The sequence below is a fragment of the Endozoicomonas sp. ALD068 genome (genome assembly GCF_049310145.1).
Taxonomy (GTDB): Bacteria; Pseudomonadota; Gammaproteobacteria; order Pseudomonadales; family Endozoicomonadaceae; genus Endozoicomonas_A.
In genome coordinates this window covers 6,283,177-6,307,489 of record NZ_JBLYNU010000004.1, presented here as the reverse complement: position 1 = coordinate 6,307,489, position 24,313 = coordinate 6,283,177, and the positions used below count along the sequence as shown (strand labels likewise).

The 24,313-nt window shown below is 49.4% G+C and carries 3 protein-coding genes; all 3 read right to left on the bottom strand.

Translation table 11 applies throughout. The features are described from left to right. Positions 1 to 132 precede the first annotated feature (132 nt). The 3 genes from ACO6V5_RS23115 to ACO6V5_RS23105 all read right to left on the bottom strand — a co-directional run bounded on the left by ACO6V5_RS23115 (position 133) and on the right by ACO6V5_RS23105 (position 24,263). Positions 133 to 7,746: an AAA family ATPase gene (locus ACO6V5_RS23115; RefSeq protein WP_422442458.1), complete on the bottom strand. Its 7,614-nt coding sequence runs from the start codon at positions 7,744 to 7,746 to the stop codon at positions 133 to 135. 407 nt (positions 7,747 to 8,153) lie between these two features. Continuing rightward, positions 8,154 to 15,893 carry an AAA family ATPase gene (locus tag ACO6V5_RS23110; protein WP_422412523.1) on the bottom strand — a complete coding sequence of 2,580 codons (7,740 nt, stop codon included), beginning with the start codon at positions 15,891 to 15,893 and terminating at the stop codon, positions 8,154 to 8,156. A gap of 591 nt (positions 15,894 to 16,484) precedes the next feature. After that, positions 16,485 to 24,263 carry an AAA family ATPase gene (locus tag ACO6V5_RS23105; RefSeq protein ID WP_422492170.1) on the bottom strand — a complete coding sequence of 2,593 codons (7,779 nt, stop codon included), beginning with the start codon at positions 24,261 to 24,263 and terminating at the stop codon, positions 16,485 to 16,487. Between the last annotated feature and the right edge of the window lie 50 nt (positions 24,264 to 24,313).

The following is a 24,313-nucleotide window of genomic DNA, read 5'->3' as shown; positions in this document are numbered from 1 at the left end:
GGATTAAATTGAAAGTGTTTAATGTTTAGACTTTAGAAATGAACGAAAGTTCCATTTAAAGAGACAGCCCTGACTATTGGAGGAAATCACCGATCTCAAAAAACTCATCACGGCCAAATGGTTAAGTACTTATCAGGTATCCAATGACTCATACAGCGAATTTAAATTCACAGTGTGCAAAAACTCGTTGGCAATTTTGGTCAAGTCACAGGATTTGATCACCAGAGCGTTACTGGCGTTTTGTGCCTGCTTTAAGTAGGTATCCTCTACAGAACTCTGAAACGATAAAGAGCTGTTAATATGACGCGTCATGTCATACAGCTCTTGTGGTGAGGATGGCTCATGAGCACCATAGGAGTTTTTGTAGCATGAATTCCCTAAGGAAGCGTCGACCCAGCAATAGGTCAAAGAGCTGCCTTTTGAGTGTGTCACTCCATAGAGATAACGACTGAAGGCCTGACGAATCGCTTCTGAGTATTCGAGTTCTATACCTCTCAGAAGGGACTTCTCTTTATTTGATACCCCAAGGGTCTCCAGAATGCGTCGGTATCTGCTTTCGATTTCAAGCTGTTTTTTCACGATTTCTTTTAATTTATTTTGATATTGCCAACAAGAAAAACTGAGTTTTTGGGCGTTTTCTCTTTCTTCATACAAGTCGGCCAGAGCTCTGGTGCGTTCCAGTTCTATCGCCTTATATTTTTTGACCTTTTCCGATAATGTCTTCAATTCCGGATTGCTCTCAACTTTTCGTTGGAGCAGGACTTCGGCCTTTTCATCAATCACTGTGTTGCACCAAAAATTGCCTCCCACGATAATTACCGGACGGTGGTTCGCCCTGCCCGAGATCAACTGCTCAAAAGCAGGTTGATGCACCAGCATTCGTTCTATATTCGGAATGCCCCCGGGCTGGTCGGTCCAGCGGCTGTTTAGAGCTCGGTGGGCGATTTTATTTTCAAGGGATTTTGAAAAACCATCATGACAGTGAGTAATAAACAAGGCATCGAGATTATTCTCTTGATGGTCGCTATAAAAATTGCACCATTGCTTGCTGTTTTTTCCCCTGTGCAACAGGGTCTGATACCATTTTTTCAGGCAATCTGTGGCTGCAACCTTCAGTTCATCGACGTCTTCAAGTCTCTTCAACAGACGATGGTGTTCACCGGCTCTGATAGTTTTTTCTTTGTAGAACGACAGTGGATCTAGCCAACCCAATTGCAGGGCTTTATTGGCAAAGTGTCTAACCGAAGGGTTGGTTAAGTCACTGTACAGCAGTATTTTATTCATTGAACCCAACCACTTCAGAGGGCTTGCTTCTTCCTCAACTACCATTTTTGAGTGCAATGACCTGAGTAGTTCAATGACCTGATCTGCATCATTGTCTAACAATATTTGTCTTACTGCCGACGACATCGGATTATGGGGCTTCCCATATTGGTTGGGCACATTACCGATCAATTTCTTTTCTGAAGCGCTCAGTTCTTTTGTCTCTATTAATATTGAGACACCCATAGAAAAACCGGCTAAATTTTTTTCCCTCCAAAGATTTTGTACAACTTCGGAAGTACTTGGATTGGGTAATGCGCTGTTTGTCTCAAGGGCTTTGTTCAGTTCCTCAGGGCTCATACCAAAAGCTTTAGTCAGAGCTTGCTGTTGTGCTAAGTCAGCATCGTACAGGTTTTTTAATTCAGTGCTGAAATCACCAGCCTTTCTGACCTTTTCGGCCTTCCTGGCTTTCCCGGCCTTCCCGGCAGCCTGGTAGAAAGGTGTAGTTTTTGTTACCTTCACCGGCGCCCCGCCCAAATCCGAAGACTCCCAGGTTTGGCCTCCATCTACGGAATACTCAGCAAAGACGTGCTTGAGGCTCTCAATTTGCCGACTGGGAATCTCGAAATAGCGACAAAAAGCAACAAAAACAGGCACACGATGACGACAGCTACCTTGCCGATTTGTTACCAGAAATCGAAAGAAATTTTCACTCTCTTCTGGTTTAGCTGCACCGCAGAACTGTTGGCAGTATTCCGTGATTGCGCTAATTCGTTGCCTGATGTTTTTAGCGTCTATTATTTTCTGCAACGGTGCCTGTACTTTGGCTGGTTGTTCGCCGATGTTTTCAAATATTTCCTTCAGTACGGACCTCATGCCTTCTGAACACTGGACGTCAAAAAAGGCTTCTCTAGCAGCCGTTTTTTTGCCCGGCTTTCCGGGTTCTACGACATAAGTACATTGAAAACTCTGGTCGGCAGCGGCTAGAGGAATAAACAGTGTATGAAGCCCGGTATAGTGGTCCCTGATCAGTTTAAATGGCAAATTAGGTTCTATACACAGGGCCACGATAGAGTCACTGGCCGTCAGGCTGGGCAATGGACATTGACCATTCTTTGGCGATACCCGAAGGGTCGCCAGCGTTTGATCTCCGGTTAATGTGACTTTCTGGTCATTCTCTGGCAACCGTTTAGGTGTGAGGGTTTCGACCCCCAGAAGGTATTTACCATTAAGATTGATCTTTTTGATTTCACCTCTGGCAGTGATACGAATATCTATTGCCTGCCAGCGATACATTTTAGGGGGATGCTGCGAATCAAAAACTTCACAAAGTTCAATCTTCGGTATCTCCTGATCCTCATAGTTCGTTCTTCGATCCAATGCCGGTGCTTCTTTCTCCTCAACTTCCGGATCATAGGGTTCAGGAGCGCTGTCACCGCTAATAGCTGATGCTTGGTTGATAAAAACCTTTGCCCAATGGTTCGACAGATCACTGATCTGCTGCCAAAATGCGGGCCAGCATTGAGCGTCATGGGCCTTCCATACCTGTATCTGCTTATCAGCCTCCTGAAGATAAGGCTGGCAAGCCGGCATTTTCAGTATTTGTGCCTGTTCTTTGGTCAGGGGAAATACGCTATTAGCGTCCACTTCGGTAAGGCTAAAATCATCAGCGAACCAGCGTTGCTGCCAGTGTCTGTAGAGAGCCTGTCTGAGAATATCGTCCGACCGATCCGGCTTCAGGGAAAGACCGGATGCCTGCCATCTGGTCTGGGCCACCATCCTGATGAGTTCCGTTCTGGTTTCCTCTTCAGTCAGACGGGTCTTGATACGAATTTCATGGTTTTTTTCATCAACACTGCTGAGATCACTGTTTCGAATCAACCACGGACGATCAATGTCCGATACCGTCCCATTGAACCATTGGCAAAGTCTGGAATTAAATTCATTCTTCCCCATGACAGGAGCCGAAGGCCCGGGCAGTTTCTCCAGCGATAGGTTGGCGGCCATCAGATAAAGCCGGTAGTGCTGATTGAGGCATTGAAGAACGGCTTTTTCGCTAAAATCGCCTCCTCTGGTGATAGCCCTGGCAACATTCTGTAAATCAAGGCTGGTCGGTTGCAACGGTCGTTTTGTGCGTTTCAGGTGAGCCCTTAGAAGACAATGTTTTTCTGTTAGTTTTTTAGCGACGAATGTCCCTTCTGAGGACACTGGCAACACTTTTTCGGCAATGGTCTGTAATTCTGTCGGATTGTACTGCCGGATGGGCAGATGTCGAAAACGCCCTTTCAGCGCCGGTGATAAGGGTTTTCGCCCGCTGTACTCAGGCGGGTTGATGGTAGCAAACAGGTGGAAACCCGGATGGGCGTCACCGGCCAGAATGTCGTTTAACTCACCTTCCAGATACTGGCTGTCAATCAGATTCATTTCTGAAATCACCACTATGCCGCCATCGACTTTTGCCTTCTGGATCTTTTCACACAGTTTCTCCCAGGAACAATCACAGGCGTTCAGGTAAAAGACTTCCGGCATCAATTCTTGCCGTTGTTCGGCCTGCTGTCTGACACTTTCAATCACCAGGTTCAGCGTGGCATCCTTGCCCCGTCCAGCCGGTCCTTCAATCAGTGTTGCCTGACGGCCGCCGTGTTTTCTGTCGTGATGATAAGCCTGCTGACAGCGGCTTAAATCCTGCCCAAGCCGTTGCGCCAGTTCACGGACTGCCGATCCGGAGGTATCAAAGTCTGGTCGGATTTTTTCGCTGACTGTTCTGAAGGTCTGCTGAAAATCTGACAGGGTCTTGTTATGAACTCTGTCGCTCAGGGTGTTCTCCGGTTGGTAACGAGCAGCAAACCAGATTTCCAGTGCTGACAGGGCATCCTGATGCGTTTCGGTGATTTCAGGGCCCAGTACATCCCGAAAACTTTGCTGTATCAAACTGTTTATTTGCCCACAGGTCACACTGCCGTGAGCGGGCTGAGCTCGATCCAGATACCAGCCCACCCAACTGCAGATGTCTGTTAAATCCCTGGGAGTAAACTCATGCTCTGGCAGCAGCTCCTGATAATATTGCCAGAGTGCCATCACACTGTTGCTGGCACTGTGTGCAATGTCGTTTATTTGCTGCTCCGTCAGATGCTCTTGTAAATGATTGGCCAGAGCCGGTTCCACCACCCTGTCCCTAAGGAATGCCTGATCCAGGCGAGGGTAGTAAGCCCTGGGCAGTTTCTCTTTCAGGGCCGGGTCCATTTGGCGCCCGGCGTAATGATCGGGGTTGCCGGTGAGAATCACCCGGTGTTTTTCGCTGACCTTGACAGGATGACCATTCACATAGATGCAGGGTTGCGGTTCCCATAAGCCGTTTAATGATGCCAGTAATCCGGCTTTGGCCAGATTGGCTTCATCCAGCACCAGGGTTATGTACTCTCCTCCAACACAGCCTCCGCCTTTGTCGGATTCGGTCTTGGCCCATTCCATCAGTGCCCGGTTTTGCTGCACCATAGAGCGGTCGCCATCGGCATGTTGTCGCCACTGCCAGCGTTTCATCAGGGTCTGTTCGCTGTCAGAAGGTCCAAGAGACAGCACCCAAGCCTGCCCTGAAGTCTTGGCCATTCTGGCAGAAAAGTAACTTTTCCCGGTGCCGGTTTCTCCCTGCAGAAAGATAACGGGAGAGTCGGTAAGCCGGTCATGGAGTCGGGATAATCGACGACTTTCACGATCCTTCTGACTTATCTCGCCGTGATAAAGATCCCGGGCCAGAGTTGACAAGGGCATATCAGTGGAACCTTGCCATGCCATTGATTCAAACAGTCGATGTTTTATGCGTTCAATGCCTTCTGCTTCAGAATTGGCTGTCCTGACGATGTAGAAACAATCGTTGGCCAGCGCATGAATAGCATCGGACCGGGTCTGCCCCGATGGCAAGTTTAACTGCCAGCCAGAAGCCAGTGCATCCTGCAAACGTTTAATCTGTCTTGATGGCCTGATGGTTAAGGGTGGATAAAGTTTCGCTGCCTCCGGATCGACTTTCAACTGATACGCCATGGCCTGTCGTTGTTCCTCAGGCCCATGGGCCACGATCAGGGCGCAGACCTTGTCCAGAACTTCTTTTTGAGCCCACCCGGGCAGTGGACTTTCATAGGACAGTTGTAATCCTTCAAACGGGTTATCCGTCAAGACTGCCGGATCAAGGGCCCGGGTCAGCGGCCAGAGGTTTTGCCTCACAAACCTTCTATCCAACCGCCGGGAACCGTTGATGATGGCCGTTAACTGATCCGGGTCTACCGTGGCGGCCTGATTCTTATCCGGTAACAATTGCCAACAAGCCACTTTCATAAAATCACGCACAGTCGGGTTCTGTCGGGTGCCATGGGTGATGACGCTATTGATAGCCTTTCGCCAGTGGCAGGGCAGGAGTTGCAGGGACTGGTCAACCTGCTGTGCTTGCCGGGCAGCCAGTATCAGATTGTTTAACAACCCTTCAGTTATTGACGGCAGTGGGTTACAAAGCCGGGCAGGTACGGTTTTAAACGCTTCGTAAAGTTTATAAAGCGCCTGTTCTGGCAGTTCAGTCCGTGGGATACCATGCCTGACGACATTGATATCCCAAAGATCGACCTCAAGACACGGGCTACCTTTGGCGATCATCAGATTAACTATTGACGACGTGCTTTTTGCAGACGCAGGCCAGAGCAGGGTGACATGAGCTTTTGGATAGGCCTGTAATTGGCCATTCACCAACAGAGGTTGTCCAATAATCAAGGGTTCCAGGAGCTGCTGAAGCGTTGGATTAGTCTCCAGCCCCCGCAATACCACCGGCTTGCCAGCGGTTAATGCCTCCTGCAACGCACTCCGACCTTGTCCAAAACGGGCCTTTTGTTCTGAGGTGATATGGATATTATCAAATAGCTGGCTGAAACTGGTCTGTTCATTGACCTGAATGACCAGGGGGGCTTGCGGGAGACCATTGATCCAATGATTTGCCTGGGCAGATCGTTGATAAGTCACGGTATCAAAGGCAGCGCGATTTCTGACTTTTTCCGGTGGTTTGGGCAGAGGGTATTTATCGTTTTCTGTCAAACCCAGGGCTTTTGGTTGTCCTTTTGCATGAGCCACCTGAAGCCGGGGCTCCAGGCCGGTTGTCTTCTGAATCGTCTGCAGTGAGCCCAGCAAACAAAACCAGTCTGCCTCAGTAAGAGGAGACGTTACGGTGACGACACCACCGACACGAACCTGTTCCAACAGGCAGGTATTAGGAACTGCGAAGCCTTCCGGGGCGATGGCAATTGGGTTCAGCCATTGAACAATATTACTCTCGTTAAGGAGTATAGGGGTTGCTGGTGCCTGCTCTTTATCAAGTCTTTTGTCACCCTGTTTGTTATGAGAGTGGGACAAACTTTGCAACAGTGAATGAAGCTCGTACTTCCCTACAGGCATCTGATAAAACTGAACATCGTCGGGTAACTGACAGATCTTGCCATTGCTCTCAAAACACTGTTGCGTCAGCATCTGTCGAATGGTCTGCTCAAAGGCCAGATCTGCCCAATCCGCCCCTTTCAGAATCACCCGTTGTCCGGTCCTCAATGACTCAAGCCTGCCGGGCAGGTGCCGGATTCGCCCCTGTTTATCCACTCCGGGGCCACCTAGCAACAACTGTCGCCAGTTGCTGTGCAAATGGCAGTCAATTAAAACACTATTGTCGTCGTCCATAACACTTTCGGCAGAGGGGAGTTCAGCCAATAACGGAGGTACCTTGTCGATCTCCACTGATGGGTCGTGGCCAGTCTGTGTGTTGAACTGCCAGGTATTTTCCGGTCGATTAATTCGTCGCCAGAAATCAGCACCGGGTGCGCCGCCCGCAGGCGCATCATCACGCCTGCCAACCGATGCCAGCTGTGCAGGGGCTGCCAGAACCAATAGAGAGACATGCTGGCCCAGAGAGCGCTTCTCCTGGCTGACTTTGTCGTACAGACAAGGGTTATCCGGGTCCAGCAGATCGTTAAATTTTGGCAGCTCTTCACTGGTAAGCTTTCGAATATCAATTACCAGAGTCAATGGCTGTGAACCTTCAAACAGCTTGCCTGAACTCAGAGTGTGGCGACCCTCTTCAGAAATGCTCAACCGGCTCACCAGGTTAGCCTGTGAGAGGTCGTCGGGGTGGGAAATAACAGTAACATCCTGATGTTCATCACAGGTCCTGGCAACCAAAAGTTGGCGAACCTCGTCATCACTTTCGACAAAACGAAAATCGAAGGAATGAGTCGTCTTTTGGAGCGAGGAATGCATTGCGGAGAGGGTTCTCACTTTGTCAGGCAAGGTCTCCGAAGAGGGCGATCTCTTTAGTCTGGACCTTACTTCAGAGCAGATTTCTACATCCTGCTTTTCCTTTGACGATACATCCAGCTTTGCCATCTTGGCTGCCACGCCATAATCAGGCAGGCCAGGATGAGGAACGTGTTTTTTTGTACCTCTGGCAATCTGACCATCCATAGTCAATCTCCCTCTCAACTGTCATTTGAAGGACTTTATTAAAATTGTCTGATAGTTAGACCTTAAGGTGTGATTAAAGTTCCATTTTAATTGTTATCCCTCTGTAGGGGTGTCCAACCTGCTGTTATAGAGTCTTTGGGCCTGTGCGGCACTAAAGGGTCGTCATTCCCGCGAAGGCGGGAATCCAGCGCCAACGGTGGATCTCTGCCTTCTCGGGGATGACAAGGCCAGGGGGGCACCGGGTAGTATGGTTCTGGTGGTGAGTCAGTGTGGATTCCCGCCTTCGCGGGAATGACGGGAGAGAAGCCGGGAATGACGGGAGGGAAGCCGGGAATGACGGGAGGGAAGCCGGGAATGACGGGAGTGGAGTTACCGATCTCGAAAAGCGCATCATGACCAAACGGTTATCAGGTATCCAATGCCTCAAAGAGCGAATTCAAATTCACGCTGTTCAAAAACTCTTCGGCAATGGTATTCAGCTCATTGGTTTTGAGCACCAGAGCATCACTGGCGTTAAGTGCCTGCCGTAGGTAGTCATCCTGAATAGATTTCTCAAGCTCTTCATTTCTGATTGCAGTCATCATGGCATGCAGTTCTTCTGGTGAGGATGGGTCATGAGCGCCATACCTGTTGCTATCCCAGCATCTATCTATGTCGGCATTGACCCAGCAATACGTCAGGCAACCGCCTTTCAGGTGTGTCACTCCATACAGATAGTGACTGAAGGCCTGCTCAAGCGCTCTGATGCATTTGCCTTCTAAATCACCTATGAGAACTTCTTCCTCTGAAGATAGCCTGAGAGGCTTCAGGATGGATTGGTAGCTTCTTGAGATATCAGACCTTTTTTTCCAATATTCCTCTCTACGATCTTTATTTAGCCAAGGTGATCCCGCCGAGTAGTCGTTGTCCAATGCTGACAGAGCCAGATCGAATTCTTTTTTTCTTGCCACAAATTGACTGCTTTTTTCCAACGAATGTTTCAAGTCTGAGCGGTTCTCAGCGATTCGTTGTAACAGGGCTTCGACCTTTTTATCCATCGCTTCCAGGCCATAGCTCCAGTCAGGACTCCCCACGATAATGACCGGACGGTGGTTCGCTTTGCCCGAGATTAATTTCGGAAATGCAGGATGGTGAACCAGCATTCGTTCTATATTCGCAATGCCCTCAGGTTGGTCCGTCCAGGCATTGCGTATAGATGAGCTGAGAATATTTTTTTCCAGAAATGGCGATAAACCATGATGACAATGAGTGACAAAAAAGGCCCCGGCTTTTGTTGTTTGGAACGAATGGTAAGCCCTTTGCCATAACTGGCTACCTTTCCCTATGAAGAATAATTTCTTATACCACTTTTTCAGTAAATGGCTGGCTTGAACCTTCAGTTCATCGACACCTTGCAGACGTACCAATAGCTCATGGTGTTTATGGGCCTTTACGAGGCCCGTATAGGTCGGCGGTATATCCAGCCAACCCGATGCCAGGGCTTTCCGGGCAAAGTCAATAACCGAAGGAGTCAGTTCAATGTCATTCAGAATTTTCATTATTGGGTTTAGCCAGTCCTCAGGGCCTGCTACGCCGCAAATACTCATTTTTGAACGCAATAACTTGAGGGGTTCAGTGACCTGATCTTTATCACTGTTGGACAAGATGTGTTTGATTGTCTCCAACATCAGTTTATTTTCGTGAAAAACACTCCAAACCAATAGAATGTCGTCAAAGTTGTGTGCTTCTGTTTCCAGCGACACTAATAATATTGAGACACCCATGGAAAAGCCGGGTAAATCTTTTCTCCCCCAGAGATTCTTTACCATTTCGAAACTACCCGGAAGGGTTTCCGGCGATTCACAGCCTGCCTCAAGGGCCTGTTTCAGTTCTTCAGGACTCATACCAGAGGCTTTAGCCAGAGTTTGCTGTTGTGCTAAATCAGCACCTGTCAGGATCCCATTCAGCAGATTCCTGGTCTTCTTTAATTTAGTGCCGGAAACACTGACTCTTTTGGTGTCCTGGAAGTGAGGGCGGATTTCTGTTGCCTCGACAGGCGCTCCGCCCAAATCGACCGATTTCCAGGTTTGGCCACCGTCCGGCGAACACTCTGCAAAGGCGTGGGTATCATTGGATATTTGTCGGCATGGAATGCCAAAATAACGACATAAAGCAATAAAAACAGGCACACGATGACGACAGCTGCCTTGTCGGCGTGTTACCAGGAAGTGAAAGAAATTTTTATTGCGCTCTGGTACATCAACACCGGAAAAGTGTTCGCAATAGTCCTTGATTGCCTTAATGCGTTGCTCCGTGTCTGTAGCCTCTGCTATCTTCTGCAAAGGTTTCTTTATTTCGGATGCCTGTTTCTCAATGTTCTCAAACAGGTCGTTCAGTATTGTTTTCATACCTTCGCAACAGTGGGCGTCAAAACGTCTTGATTGTGCGGGCAGGATTTTTTCAGCCGATGTTTTTTTGCCCACTTCTCTGGGTTCTACAACATAAACAAATTTAATGCTCTGGCCGACTTTGGCTTCTGGAATAAATAGTGTGTGTATACCGGTATATCGGTCCCTGAGCAGCGTGAATGCCAGATTGGGTTCTACGCGCAGTGACACGATATAGTCGTTAACTGTCAGGCTGGGCAATGTATATTGACCATTTTTTGATGACATATAAAAGGCAGCCAGTGTTTGGTCGCTGGCTAATGTCACTTTCCGGTCATGCTCTGGTAACCGTGCAGGTATGACGACTTCGACTCCCTGCATGTGTTTATCATTAATACTGATCTGTTTGATTTTGCCCTCAGGAGATACATAAATATCCTCTGCAAGTGACCGATAAATCCCGGGAAAATGGCCCGGCTTATCAAAAATTATATAATCGTCAATTCGTGGCTTGCTCTCTTTCTCATAGTTCGTTCTTTGGTCCAATACCGGAGCCTCTTTCTCATGGACTTCCGGAATGTATTTTTCTGGAGTGCGATCACCGTAGACAGTCAAGGCTTTATTAACAGGCTGTAGCTCCTGGTTCGTTCTCTGATCCAATGCAGGAGCTTTATCACTACCAATAGTCAAGACTTTGTTAACTGGTTGTGGCGCAGGCTCCGTTCTCTGATCCAATGTCTGAGCCTGTTTCTCGTGGACTTCTGGCTTGTCTTGTTCAGGAGCCTGATCACCAACAATAGCGGATGCTTCGTTGATAAAATCGTCTGCCAGATGGTTCAGCAGATCACTGATCTGATACCAGAACACAGACCACCATTGAACTTCATCGGCTTTCCACGCCCTTATCTGCTGATCAGCGGCCTGAAGATAAGGCTGGTTAGCTGGCATTTTCAGCGTTTGTTGCTGTTCTTCCGTCAGGGGAAATACGCTGTTAGCGTCTACGTGCGTCCGGCCAAAATGATTGCTGAACCAGCGTTGCTGCCAGTGTCGGTAAAGTGCCCCGGTAAGAATATCGTCCGACTCGTCCGGCTTCAGGGGAAGGCCTGATGACAGCCACTTTGCGTGAGCCACACTTTTGATGATTTCCGTTCTGACTTCCTTTTCATCCCGCTGAGTGTTAACAAGGATTTCATGTTTTTTTTCATCAACAATGTTGAGATGACTGCTTCGTATCAACCACGGACGATCAACGCCCGGTACCGTTTCATTGAACCAACGGCAAAGTCCGGAATCAAATTCACTTTTCCCCATGGCAAGAGCCGAAGACTCATGCAGTTCCTCCAGCGATATATTGGCGGCCATCAGATAAAGCCGGTAGTGCTGATTGAGGCATTGATTAACGGCTTTTTCGCTCAAATCGCCACCTCTGGTGATAGCCCTGGCAACATTCTGTAAATCAAGACTGGTCGGTTGCAATGGCAGTTTTTTGCTTTGCAGGTGAGCCCTTAAACGACAATGTTTTTCTGTTAGCGTCTTGGCGGCGAATGTCCCTTGTGAGGACTCTGGCAGCACTTTTTCGGCAATGGTCTGTAATTCGGTCGCGTTGTACTGCCGGATGGGCAAATGTCGAAAACGCCCTTTCAGCGCCGGTGATAAGGGTTTTCGCCCGCTGTACTCAGGCGGGTTGATGGTGGCAAACAAGTGAAAACCCGGATGGGCGTCACCGGCCAGAATATCGTTTAACTCCCCTTCCAGATACTGGCTGTCGATCAGGTTCATTTCCGAAATCACCACGATGCCGCCTTCAATTCTGGCCTTCTGGATCTTTTCACACACTTTGTCCCAGGAACAATCACAGGCATTCAGGTAATAGACTTCCGGCATCAATTCTTGCCGTTTTTCGGCCTCCTGTCTGACACTTTCAATCACCAGGTTCAGCGTGGCATCCTTGCCCCGTCCGGCCTGACCTTCAATCAGTGTTGCCTGACGGCCGCCGTGTTTTCTGTCGTGATGATAAGCCTGCTGACAGCGGCTTAAATCCTGCCCAAGCCGCTGCGCCAGTTCGCGGACTGCCGATCCGGAGGTATCAAAGTCCGGTCGGATTTCTCGGGTGACTGTACTGAAGGTCTGCTGAATATCTGACAGGGTCTTGTTACGAACTCTGTCGCTCAGGGTGTTCTCCGCCTGGTAACGGGCAGCAAACCAGATTTCCAGTGCCGACAGGGCATCCCGTTGCGTTTCGGTGATTTCCGGCCCCAGTACATCCCGAAAACTGTGTTGTATCAAACTGTTTATTTGCCCACAGGTCACACTGCCGCGAGCGGGCTGAGCACGATCCAGATACCAACCCACCCAACTGCAGATGTCCGTTAAATCCCTGGGGGTAAACTCATGGTCGGGCAAGAGTTCCTGATAATATTGCCAGAGCGCCATCACACTTTTGCTGGCACTGTGTGCAATGTCGTTTATTTGATGCTTTGTCAGATGCTCTTGTAAATGCTTGACCAGAGCCGGTTCCACCACCCTGTCCCCAAGGAATGCCTGGTCCAGACGTGGGTAGTAAGCCCTGGGCAGCTTCTCTTTCAGGTCCGGATCGAGCTGGCGCCCGGCGTAATGATCCGGGTTACCGGTGAGAATCACCCGGTGTTTTGGGCTGACCTTGACAGGATGACCATTCACATAGATGCAGGGTTGTGGTTCCCATAAGCCGTTCAATGATGCCAGTAATCCGGCTTGGGTCAGGTTGGCTTCATCCAGCACTAAAGTGATGTACTCTCCGTCTTTGTCGGATTTGGTATTGGCCCATTCCATCAATGCCCGGTTTTGCTGCATCATAGTGCGATCGCCATCGGCATGTCGTTGCCACTGCCAGCGTTTCATCAGGGTCTGTTCGCTGTCAGAAGGTCCAAGAGACAACACCGAAGCCTGCCCTGAAGTCTTCGCCATTCTGGCAGAAAAGTAACTTTTCCCGGTGCCGGTTTCTCCCTGCAGGAAGATAACGGGAGAGTCCGTAAGCCGGTCATGGAGTCGGGATAATCGACGACTCTCACGATCCTTCTGATTTATTTCGCCGTGATAAAGATCCCGGGCCAGTGCTGACCAGGGCATATCAGTGGAACCTTGCCACGCCATTGATTCAAACAGTTGACGTTTTATACGTTCAATGCCTTCTGCTTCAGAATTGGCTGTCCTGACGATGTGGAAACAATCGGTGGCCAGAGCCTGAATGACATCGGATCGCGTCTGCCCTGGTAGCAAACGTAACTGCCAGCCAGAAACCAGCGCATCCTGCAAACGTTTAATTTGTCTTGATGGCCTGATGGTTAAGGGTGGATATCGTTTCGCTGCCTCCGGATCGACTTTTAACTGATACGCCATTGCCTGACGATGTTCTTCAGGCTCGTGGGCCACAATCAGGGCACAGAGCCTGTCCAGAAAATTTCTCTTATGCCAAAATGAAACTGGTTCTTTATAGGACAGCGATAATCCTTCAGATTTACTGTCTTTCAAGACTGTCAGATCAATGGTTCTGGCCAGTGGCCACAGGTTCTGCTCCAAAAACGCTCTATCCAACTGCGGGGCACTGTTGATGATGGCCGTTAACTGATCCGGGTCTACCGAGGGAGGGTGATCCTTATCCGGTAAAAATTGCCAGCAAGCCACTTTCATAAAATCCCTCACGGGCGGATTCTGCCGGGTGACGTGGGTGATGACGCTATTAATGGCCCTGCGCCAGTGGCGGGGTAAAAGCGTTGAGGACTGATCAACCTGTTGTGCCCGCCGGGCAGCCATTATCAGGTTATTCAGTAAGCCTTCGTTCAATTCAGGCAGAGGGTTACAAAGGCCGACAGGTACGGTTTTAAACGCCTGGTAAAGTTTATTAAGCGCTTGTTCTGGCAGCTCAGCCCGGGGGATTTCATGCCTGTTGGCATTGATAGCCCAGAGATCGACCTCGGGACAGGGTTCACCCTTGGCAACCAGCGAGTGCAAGACCGGAGACGGACTTTTCGCAGACTCAGGCCAGAGTAGCGTGACATGAGCCTGTGGGTAGGTTTGTAATTGACCGTTCACCAACAGAGGTTGCCCAATAACCAGGGGCTCCAGAAGCTGCTGAAGCCTTGGGTTATGCTCGAGTCCCCGGAATACAATCGGTTCGCCAGCGCTCAATGCCTCCTGCAATTTACTCGGCTCTCGCCCAAAATGCGCCTGTTGTTCCGAAGTGATATGGATATTATCAAAGAGCTGACTAAAGCCGGTCTGTTCGCTGACCTGAATGACCAAAGGGGCTTCCTGCTGATTATTCAGCCAATGACTTGTCTGGGCATGTTGCTGATAAGTAACGGTATTAAAAGTGGCTTGATCTGTGATTGGCTGTTCATTGTTTTCTGCCAATCCCAGTGCTATTGGTTGCTGTCTTGAATCAGTCACCTGAAGCCGGGGCTCCAGGCCGGTCGTCTCGCGAATCGTCTGCAGTGAACCCAGCAAATGAAACCAGTGTGCCTCAGTGAGGGTGGACGTTACGGTGACTACACCACCTGCCCGAGTTTGTTCCAACAGACTGGTATTAGGGATTGCATAGCCTTCCGGGGCAATAGCAATCGGGTTGAGCCATTCACTGATATTGCTCTCGTTAATAAGGATCGGGGGTCGTGGAGCGGAGTCTTTTTCGTCGCAAGAGTGCGACAGACTTTGGAACATTGAATTAAGCTCGTCTTTCCCCACCGGCATCTGATAAAACTGAACATCGTCAGGTAATGGACAGATCTTCCCGTTGCTCTCAAAACACTGTTGCGCCAGCATCTGTCGAATCGTCTGTTCAAAGGCCAGATCTGCCCAATCCGCCCCTTTCAGAATCACCCGTTGTCTGGTCCTCAATGTCTCAAGCCTGCCGGGCAGGTGCCGGATTCGCCCCTGTTTATCCACTCCGGGGCCGCCCAGCAGCAACTGTCGCCAGTTGTTGTGCAAATGGCAGTCAATTAAAACACTATTGTCGTCGTCCATAACACTTTCGGCAGAGGGGAGTTCAGCCAATAACGGAGGTACCTTGTCGATCTCCATCGATGGGTCATTGTCAGTCTGCGCGTTGAACTTCCAGGTATTTTCCGGCCGATTAATTCGTCGCCAGAAATCAGCACCGGGTGCGCCGCCCGCAGGCGCATCATCACGCCTGCCATCCGATGCCAGCTGTGCCGGGTCTGCCAGAACCAATAGAGAAACATGCTGGCCCAGAGGGCGCTTCTCCTGGCTGACTTTGTCGTACAGACAAGGGTTATCCGGGTCCAGCAGATCGTTAAATTTTGGCAGCTCTTCACTGGTAAGCTTTCGAATATCAATTACCAGAGTCAATGGCTGTGAACCTTCAAACAGCTTGCCTGAACTCAGAGTGTGGCGACCCTCTTCGGAAATGCTCAACCGGCTCACCAGGTTAGCCTGTGAGAGGTCGTCGGGGTGGGAAATAACAATAACATCCTGATGTTCATCACAGGTCCTGACAACCAAAAGTTGGCGAACCTCGTTATCACTTTCGACAAAACGAAAATCGAAGGAATGAGTCGTCTTTTGGAGCGAGGAATGCATTGCGGAGAGGGTTCTCACTTTGTCAGGCAAGGTCTCTGAAGTTGGCGATCTCTTTAGTCTGGATCTTACTTCAGAGCAGATTTCTACATCCTGCTTTTCCTTTGACGATATACCCAGCTTTGCCATCTTGGCTGCCACGTCATGATCATGCAGGCTACGATCATGAACGCGTTTTTTGGTACCTCCGGCAATTTGACCATCCATAGTCAATCTCCCTCTCAACTGTCATTTGAAGGACTGAAGTACCTAACCAGTTGGTTTCGCATATTCTGGACGGCGGCTTTTTCCATCATTCTGCGTTCCAACTCTGGTTGCGTAGCTGTGGCTACGCGCCCGTCGTTGCGTCTTGAAGGATGAAAAAATCCACTCGCCAGAATATGCGAAACCAACTGGCCAGGTACTTAATGAAATTGTTAAATGGTTAGACCTGTAAGGTGTGATTAAAGTTCCATTTTAATTGTTACCCCTCTGTAGGGGTGTCCAACCTGCTGTTATAGAGTCTTTGGGCCTGTGCGGCACTAAAGGGTCGTCATTCCCGCGAAGGCGGGAATCCAGCGCCAACGGTGGATCTCTGCCTTCTCGGGGATGACAAGGCCAGGGGGGCACCGGGTAGTATGGTTCTGGTGGTGAGTCAGTGTGGATTCCCGCCTTCGCGGGAATGACGGGAGGGAAGCCGGGAATGACGGGAGGGAAGCCGGGAATGACGGGAGGGAAGCCGGGAATGACGGGAGGGAAGCCGGGAATGACGGGAGTGGAGTTACCGATCTCGAAAAGCGCATCATGACCAAACGGTTATCAGGTATCCAATGCCTCACAAAGCGAATTCAAGTTCACGCTGTTCAAAAACTCTTCGGCGATGGTATTCAGCTCATTGGTTTTGAGCACCAGAGCATCACTGGCGTTAAGTGCCTGCCGTAGGTAGTCATCCTGAATAGATTTCTCAAGCTCTTCATTTCTGATTGCAAACATCATGGCATTCAGTTCTTCTGGTGAGGATGGGTCATGAGCGCCATACCTGTTGCTATTCCAGCATCCATCTATGTGGGCATCGCCCCAGCAATAGGTCAGGCAACCGCCTTTCAGGTGTGTCACTTCATACAGATAATGACTGAAGGCCTGCTTAAGCGCCACCACACATTTGTTTTTTAAATCATTTATGAGATCTACCTCCCCTGAAGATAACCTGAGAGGCTCCACGATGGATTGGTAGCTTCCTAAGATATCAGACCTTTTTTTCCTATATTCCTCTCTATGATTTGGTGATCCCACGCTGTAGTCTCTGTCCAATGCAAACAGAGCCAGATCGAGTTCTTTTTTTCTTGCCATAAATTGACTGCTTTTTTCCAACAAATGTTTCAGGTCTGAGCGGTTCTCAGCGATTCGTTGTAATAGGGCTGCGACCTTTTTATCCATCACTTTCAAGCCGGATATCCAGTCAGGCTTCCCTATGATAATCACCGGACGGTGGTTCGCTTTGCCCGAGATTAATTTCGGAAATGCAGGATGGTGAACCAGCATTCGTTCTATATTCGCAATGCCCTCGGGTTGGTCCGTCCAAGCGTTGCGTACAGATGAGGTGAGAATGTTTTTTTCCAGAGATGGCGATAAACCATGATGACAACGAGTGACAAAAAAGGCCCCTAATTTACTTGTTTGGAAGGAATGGTAAGCCCTTTGCCATGTCTGGCTATCTTTCTCTCTGAAGAATAATTTCTTATACCACTTTTTCAGTAAATGGCTGGCTTGAACCTTCAGTTCATCGACACCTTGCAGACGAACCAATAGCTTATGGTGTTCATGGGCCTCTACGATCTGGCCTGCATAGGTCGGCGGTATATCCAGCCAACCCGATGCCAGGGCTTCCCTGGCAAAGTCAATAACTGCGGGGGTCAGATCAATGTCACTCAGAATACTCAGCATCAGGATTAACCAGTCCTCAGGTTCTGATGAGCCATGAATAATCATTTTTGAGTGCAATAACTTGAGGGGTTCAGTGACCTGATTTCTATCACTGTTGGACAAGATGTGTTTGACTGCCTTCAACATCGGGCCTTTTTTGCTAAAGACAATACAAATCAACTCCACTTCGTCAAAGTCTAATGCTTTTGTTTCCAGCGACACAAATATTGAGACACCCATGGAAAAGCCGGTTAAATCTTTTGTCTGCCAGAGTTTCTTTACTATTTCGAAAATATCTGGAAGGGTTTCCGGCGATTCACAGCCTGCCTCAAGGGCCTTGTTCAGTTCTTCAGGACTTGTTCCGCAGGCTTCAGCCAGAGTTTGCTGTTGTGCTAAATCAGCACCTTTCAGACGCCCATTCAGCAGATCTCTGGTCTTCTTTAATTCAGTGCCAGAAACACTGACTCTTTTGGTGTCCTGGAACTCAGGGAGGATTTCTGTTACCTCGACAGGCGCTCCGCCCAAATCCACCGATTTCCAGGTTTGGCCACCGTCCAGCGAACACTCTGCAAAGGCATGGGTATCATTGGATATTTGTCGGCATGGAATGCCAAAATAACGACATAAAGCAATAAAAACAGGCACACGATGACGACAGCTGCCTTGTCGGCGTGTTATCAGGAAGTGAAAGAAATTTTTATTGCGCTTTGGTACAGCGACACCGGAAAAGTCTTCGCAATAATCCTGGATTGCCCTAATGCGCTGCTCCGTGTCTTCAGCCTTTGCTATTTTCTGCAAAGGTTTCCTTACTTTGGATGCCTGTTTCTCAATCTTCTGAAACACGTCGTCCAGTACTGTTTTCATACCCTGGCAACAGTGGGCGTCAAAACGTCTTGATTGTGCTGGCCGGACTTTTTCAGCCGATGTTTTTTTGCCCACTTCTCTGGGTTCTACGACATAAGCAAATTTAATGCTCTGGTCGGCTTTGGCTTCTGGAATAAATAGTGTGTGTATGCCGGTATATCGGTCCCTGAGCAGTGTAAATGCCAGATGGGGTTCTATGCGCAGTGCCACGATGTAGTCCTTAACTGTCAGGCTGGGCAATATAAATTGACCATTTTTTGATGACATGTAAAAGGTAGCCAGTGTTTGGTCGCTGGCTAATGTCACTTCCCGGTCATGCTCTGGTAACCGTGCAGGTATGATGACTTCGACTCCCTGCATGTGTTTATCATTAATACTGATCCTTTTGATTTTGCCCTCAAGTGATACATAAATATCCTCTGCCAATGACCGATAAATCCCGGGAAAATGGTCCGGGTCATCAAAAATTATATAATCGTCAAGTTGTCGCTCGCTCTCTTTCTCATTCTCATAGTCCGTTCTTCGGTCCAATACCGGAGCCTCTTTCTCATGGACTTCCGGAATGTATTTTTCTGGAGTGCTATCACAGTAAACAGTCAACGCTTTATTAACAGGTTGTGTCTCGAGGTTCGCTCTCTGATCCAATGCCGGAGCTTGCACCTCGTGGACTTGTGGCGGAACTTTATCACTACTGGTGGTCAAGACTTCGTTAACAGGTTGTGGCGCAGGCTCCGTTCTCTGATCCAATGCCCAAGCCTGTTTCTCGTGGACTTCTGGCTTGTCTTGTTCAGGAGCCTGATCACCACCAATAGCGGATGCTTCGTTGATAAAATCGTCTGCCAGATGGTTCAGCAGATTACTGATCTGATACCAGAACACAGGCCACCATTGAACTTCATCGGCTTTCCACGCCCCTATCTGCTGATCAGCGGCCTGAAGATAAGGCTGGTTAGCAGACATTTTCAGCGTTTGTTGCTGTTCTTCCGTCAGGGGAAATACGCTGTTAACGTCTACGTTCGTCCGGCCAAAATGATTGCTAAACCAGCGTTGCTGCCAGTGTCGGTAGAGTGCCCCGGTAAGAATATCGTCCGACTCGTCCGGCTTCAGGGGAAGGCCTGATGACTGCCACTTTGCCTGAGCCACACTTTTGATGATTTCCGTTCTGACTTCCTTTTCATCCCGCTGAGTGTTAACAAGGATTTCATGTTTTTTTTCATCAACACTGTTGAGATGACTGCTTCGTATCAACCACGGACGATCAATGCCCGATACCGTTTCATTGAACCAACGGCAAAGTCCGGAATCAAATTCACTTTTCTCCATGGCAAGAGCCGAAGACTCGGGCAGTTCCTCCAGCGATAGGTTGGCAGCCATCAGGTAAAGCCGGTAGTGCTGATTGAGGCATTGATGAACGGCTTTTTCGCTCAAATCACCACCTCTGTTTATAGCCCTGGCAACATTCTGTAAATCAAGGCTGGTCGGTTGTAATGGCAGTTTTTTGCTTTGCAGGTGAGCCCTTAAACGACAATGCTTTTCTGTTAGCATCTCAGCGGCGAATGTTCCTTGTGAAGACTCTGGCAACACTTTCGCGGCAATGGTCTGTAATTCGGTCGCTTTGTACTGCCGGATGGGCAAATGTCGAAAACGCCCTTTCAGGGCCGGTGATAAGGGTTTTCGCCCGCTGTACTCAGGTGGATTGATGGTGGCAAAGAGGTGAAAACCCGGATGGGCGTCTCCGGCCAGAATATCGTTTAACTCACCTTCCAGATGCTGGCTGTCGATCAGATTCATTTCCGAAATCACCACGATGCCGCCTTCAATTCTGGCCTTCTGGATCTTTTCACACACTTTGTCCCAGGAACAATCACAGGCATTCAGGTAATAGACTTCCGGCATCAATTCTTGCCGTTTTTCGGCCTGCTGTCTGACACTTTCAATCACCAGGTTCAGAGTGGCATCCTTGCCCCGCCCGGCCGGACCTTCAATCAGTGTTGCCTGACGGCCGCCGTGTTTTCTGTCGTGATGATGAGCCTGCTGACAGCGGCTTAAATCCTGCCCAAGCTGCTGCGCCAGTTCACGGACTGCCGATCCGGAGGTATCAAAGTCCGGTTGGATTTCTCGGGTGACTGTACTGAAGGTCTGCTGAAAATCTGACAGGGTCTTGTTACGAACTCTGTCGCTCAGGGTGTTCTCCGCTTGGTAACGGGCAGCAAACCAGATTTCCAGTGCCGACAGGGCATCCTGATGCGTTTCGGTGATTTCAGGGCCCAGTACATCCAGAAAACTGTGTTGTATCAAACTGTTTATTTGCCCACAGGTCACACTGCCAAGAGCGGGCTGAGCACAGTCGAGATACCAACCCACCCAACTGCAGATGTCCGTTAAATCCCTGGGGGTAAACTCATGCTCGGGCAGCAGTTCCTGATAATGTTGCCAGAGTGTCATCACACTTTTGCTGGCACTGTGTGCAATGTCGTTTATTTGATGCTTTGTCAGATGCTCTTGTAAGTGATTGACCAGAGCCGGTTCCACCACCCTGTCCCTGAGAAAAGCCTGATCCAGGCGAGGGTAGTAAGCTCTGGGCAATTTCTCTTTCAGGGTCGGGTCGAGTTGGCGCCCGGCATAATGATCCGGGTTACCGGTGAGAATCACCCGGTGTTTTTCGCTGACTTTAACAGGATGACCATTCACATAGATGCAGGGTTGTGGTTCCCATAAGCCGTTCAATGATGCCAGTAATCCGGCTTGGGTCAGGTTGGCTTCATCCAGCACTAAAGTGATGTACTCTCCGTCTTTGTCGGATTTGGTCTTGGCCCACTCTATCAATGCCCGGTTTTGCTCCACCATAGAGCGGTCGCCATCAGCGTATTGTTGCCACTGCCAGCGTTTCATCAGGGTCTGTTCGCTGTCGGAAGGTCCAAGGGAAATGACTGAAGCCTGTCCCGAAGCCTTGGCCATTTTGGCAGAAAAGTAACTTTTCCCGGTGCCGGTTTCCCCTTGCAGGAAGATAACGGGAGAGTCGGTAAGCCGGTCATGAAGTCGGGATAATCGTCGGCTTTCACGATCTTTCTGACTTATCTCGCTGTGATAAAGATCCCCGGCCAGTGCTGACAGGGGATTGTCTGTGGAGCCTGCCCATATAAGTGATTCAGCCAGTCGGTGTTCAATGCGTTCAATGCCTTCTGCCTCAGAATTCGCTGTTATGGCTTTATCAAGACAATCGGTGGCCAGAGCCTCAATGGCATCGGATCGCGTCTGCTCTGGTGGCAAACGTAACTGCCAGCCAGAAGCCAGTGCATCCTGCAAACGTTTAATTTGTCTTGATGGCCTGATGGTTAACGGTGGATAGCGTTTCGCTGCCTCCGGATCGACTTTCAACTGATACGCCATGGCCTGACGAAGTTCATCAGGCAAAGGGGCCACAATCAGGGCACAGAGCTTGTCCAGAAAATTTTCCTTATGCCAAACGGAAACTGGTTCTTCATAGGACAACAGTAATCCTTTAGATTTACCGTTCTTGAATGCTGTCAGATCAATGGCTCTGGCCAATGGCCACAGGTTCTGCTCCAAAAACGCTCTATTCAACTGCGGGGCACTGTCGATGATGGCCGTTAACTGATCCGGGTCTACCGAGATAGGCTGATCCTTATCCGGCGTCCTATCCGGTAACAAGCTCCGGCAAGCCACTTTCATAAAATCCCTCACGGGTGGATTCTGCCGGGTGCCATGGGTGATGACGCTATTAATGGCCCTGCGCCAGTGGCGGGGTAAAAGCGATGAGGACTGATCAACCTGTTGTGCCCGCCGGGCAGCCATTATCAGGTTATTCAATAAGCCTTCGTTCAATTCAGGCAGAGGGTTACAAAGGTCGGCAGGTACGGTTTTAAACGCCTGGTAAAGTTTATTAAGCGCTTGTTCTGGCAGCTCAGCCCGGGGGATTTCATGCCTGTCGGCATTGACAGCCCAGAGATCAACCTCGGGACAGGGTTCACCCTTGGCGACCAGCGAATGCAAGACCGGAGACGGACTTTTCGCAGACTCAGGCCAGAGTAAGGTGACACAAGCCTGTGGGTAGGCTTGTAATTGACCGTTCACCAACAAAGGTTGCCCAATAAACAGGGGCTCCAGAAGCTGCTGAAGCCTTGGGTTATGCTCGAGTCCTCGGAATACAATCGGTTCGCCAGCGCTCAATGCCTCCTGCAATTTACTCGGCTGTCGCCCAAAATGCGCCTGTTGTTCCGAAGTGATATGGATATTATCAAAGAGCTGACTAAAGCCGGTCTGTTCGCTGACCTGAATGACCAAAGGGGCTTCCTGCTGATTATTTAGCCAATGACTTGTCTGGGTATGTTGCTGATAAGTAACGGTATTAAAAGTGGCTTGATCTGTGATTGGCTGTTCATTGTTTTCTGTCAATCCCAGTGCTTTTGGTTGCTGTCTTGAATCAGTCACCTGAAGCCGGGGCTCCAGGCCGGTCGTCTCGCGAATCGTCTGCAGTGAACCCAGCAAATGAAACCAGTGTGCCTCAGTGAGGGTAGACGTTACGGTGACTACACCACCTGCCCGAATTTGTTCCAACAGACTGGTATTAGGGATTGCATAGCCTTCCGGGGCAATGGCAATCGGGCTCAGCCACTCCCTGACATTACTCTGGTTAATGATGATCGGGTTTGCTGATGCCTGGGCTTTATCAAGTTCCTGGTCACCTTCTTCATTATCAGAGTGAGACAGACTTTGGAACAGTGTATGAAGCTCGTCATTCCCTAACGGCATCTTATAAAACTGAACATCGTCGGGTAATGGACAGATCTTCCCGTTGCTCTCAAAACACTGTTGCGCCAACATCTGTCGAACCGTCTGTTCAAAGGCCAGATCCTGCCAATTGGCGCCTTTGAGAATCACCCGTTGTCCGGCCTTTAACGACTCAAGCTTGCCGGGGATGTGTCGGATTCGCCCTTGTTGATCCACTCCGGGGCCACCCAGCAATAACTGCCGCCAGCTGCTGTGCAAGTGGCAGTTAATAAGAAGGGTATTTTCGTCATCCATAGCACTTTCGGCAGAGGGGAGTTCAGCCAATAACTGAACCTCGTCGATATCCATTAATGAGGCATTGCCGGTCGTTTCGTTGAACTGCCAGGTATTGCCCGGTCGATTAATTCGCCGCCAGAAATCAGCACCGGGTGCCTCGGCCCCCGATGCCTTGTCACGTCGGCCAACTGATGCCAACTGTGCAGGGTCTGCCAACACCAATAGCGAAACATGCTCGCCCAAAGGACGTTTTTTGTTGCTGACTTTGTCGTACAGGCAGGGGTTATCCGGGTCCAGTAAATCGTTAAACTTTGGCAGTTCTTCACCGGTGAGTTTTCGAATATCTATCACCAGTGTTAATGGCTGAGAACTTTCAAAGAGCTTGCCAGAGCTCAGAGTGTGGCGACCCTCTTCGGAAATACTCAACCGGCTCACCAGATTAGCCTGTGAGAGATCGTCGGGGTGGGAAATAACAGTAACATCCTGATGTTTATCGCAGGTCCTGGCAATCAGAAGTTGTCGAACCTCATCATCACTGGCGACAAAACGAAAATCGAAGGCATGAGGAGCCTTTTGGAGCGACGAATCCGTTGCGGATACGATTCTCGTTTTGTCAGGCAGGCCTCTCGAAGTTGGCGATATATTGAGTCTGGCAGTTACACCGGTGACCTCTGCAATCTCTGGTTTTAAATCCAGCTTTGCTCTTTTGGATGGTATGCCGCCATCAGGCTTTTCAGTCTTAAAAACAGGGTTGTTTGTTTTTCCATTGATCTGACCATCCATAGCCAATCTCCTCTACTGCTTTCCTTTGAAGGAGTGTTTTGAAACTGTAA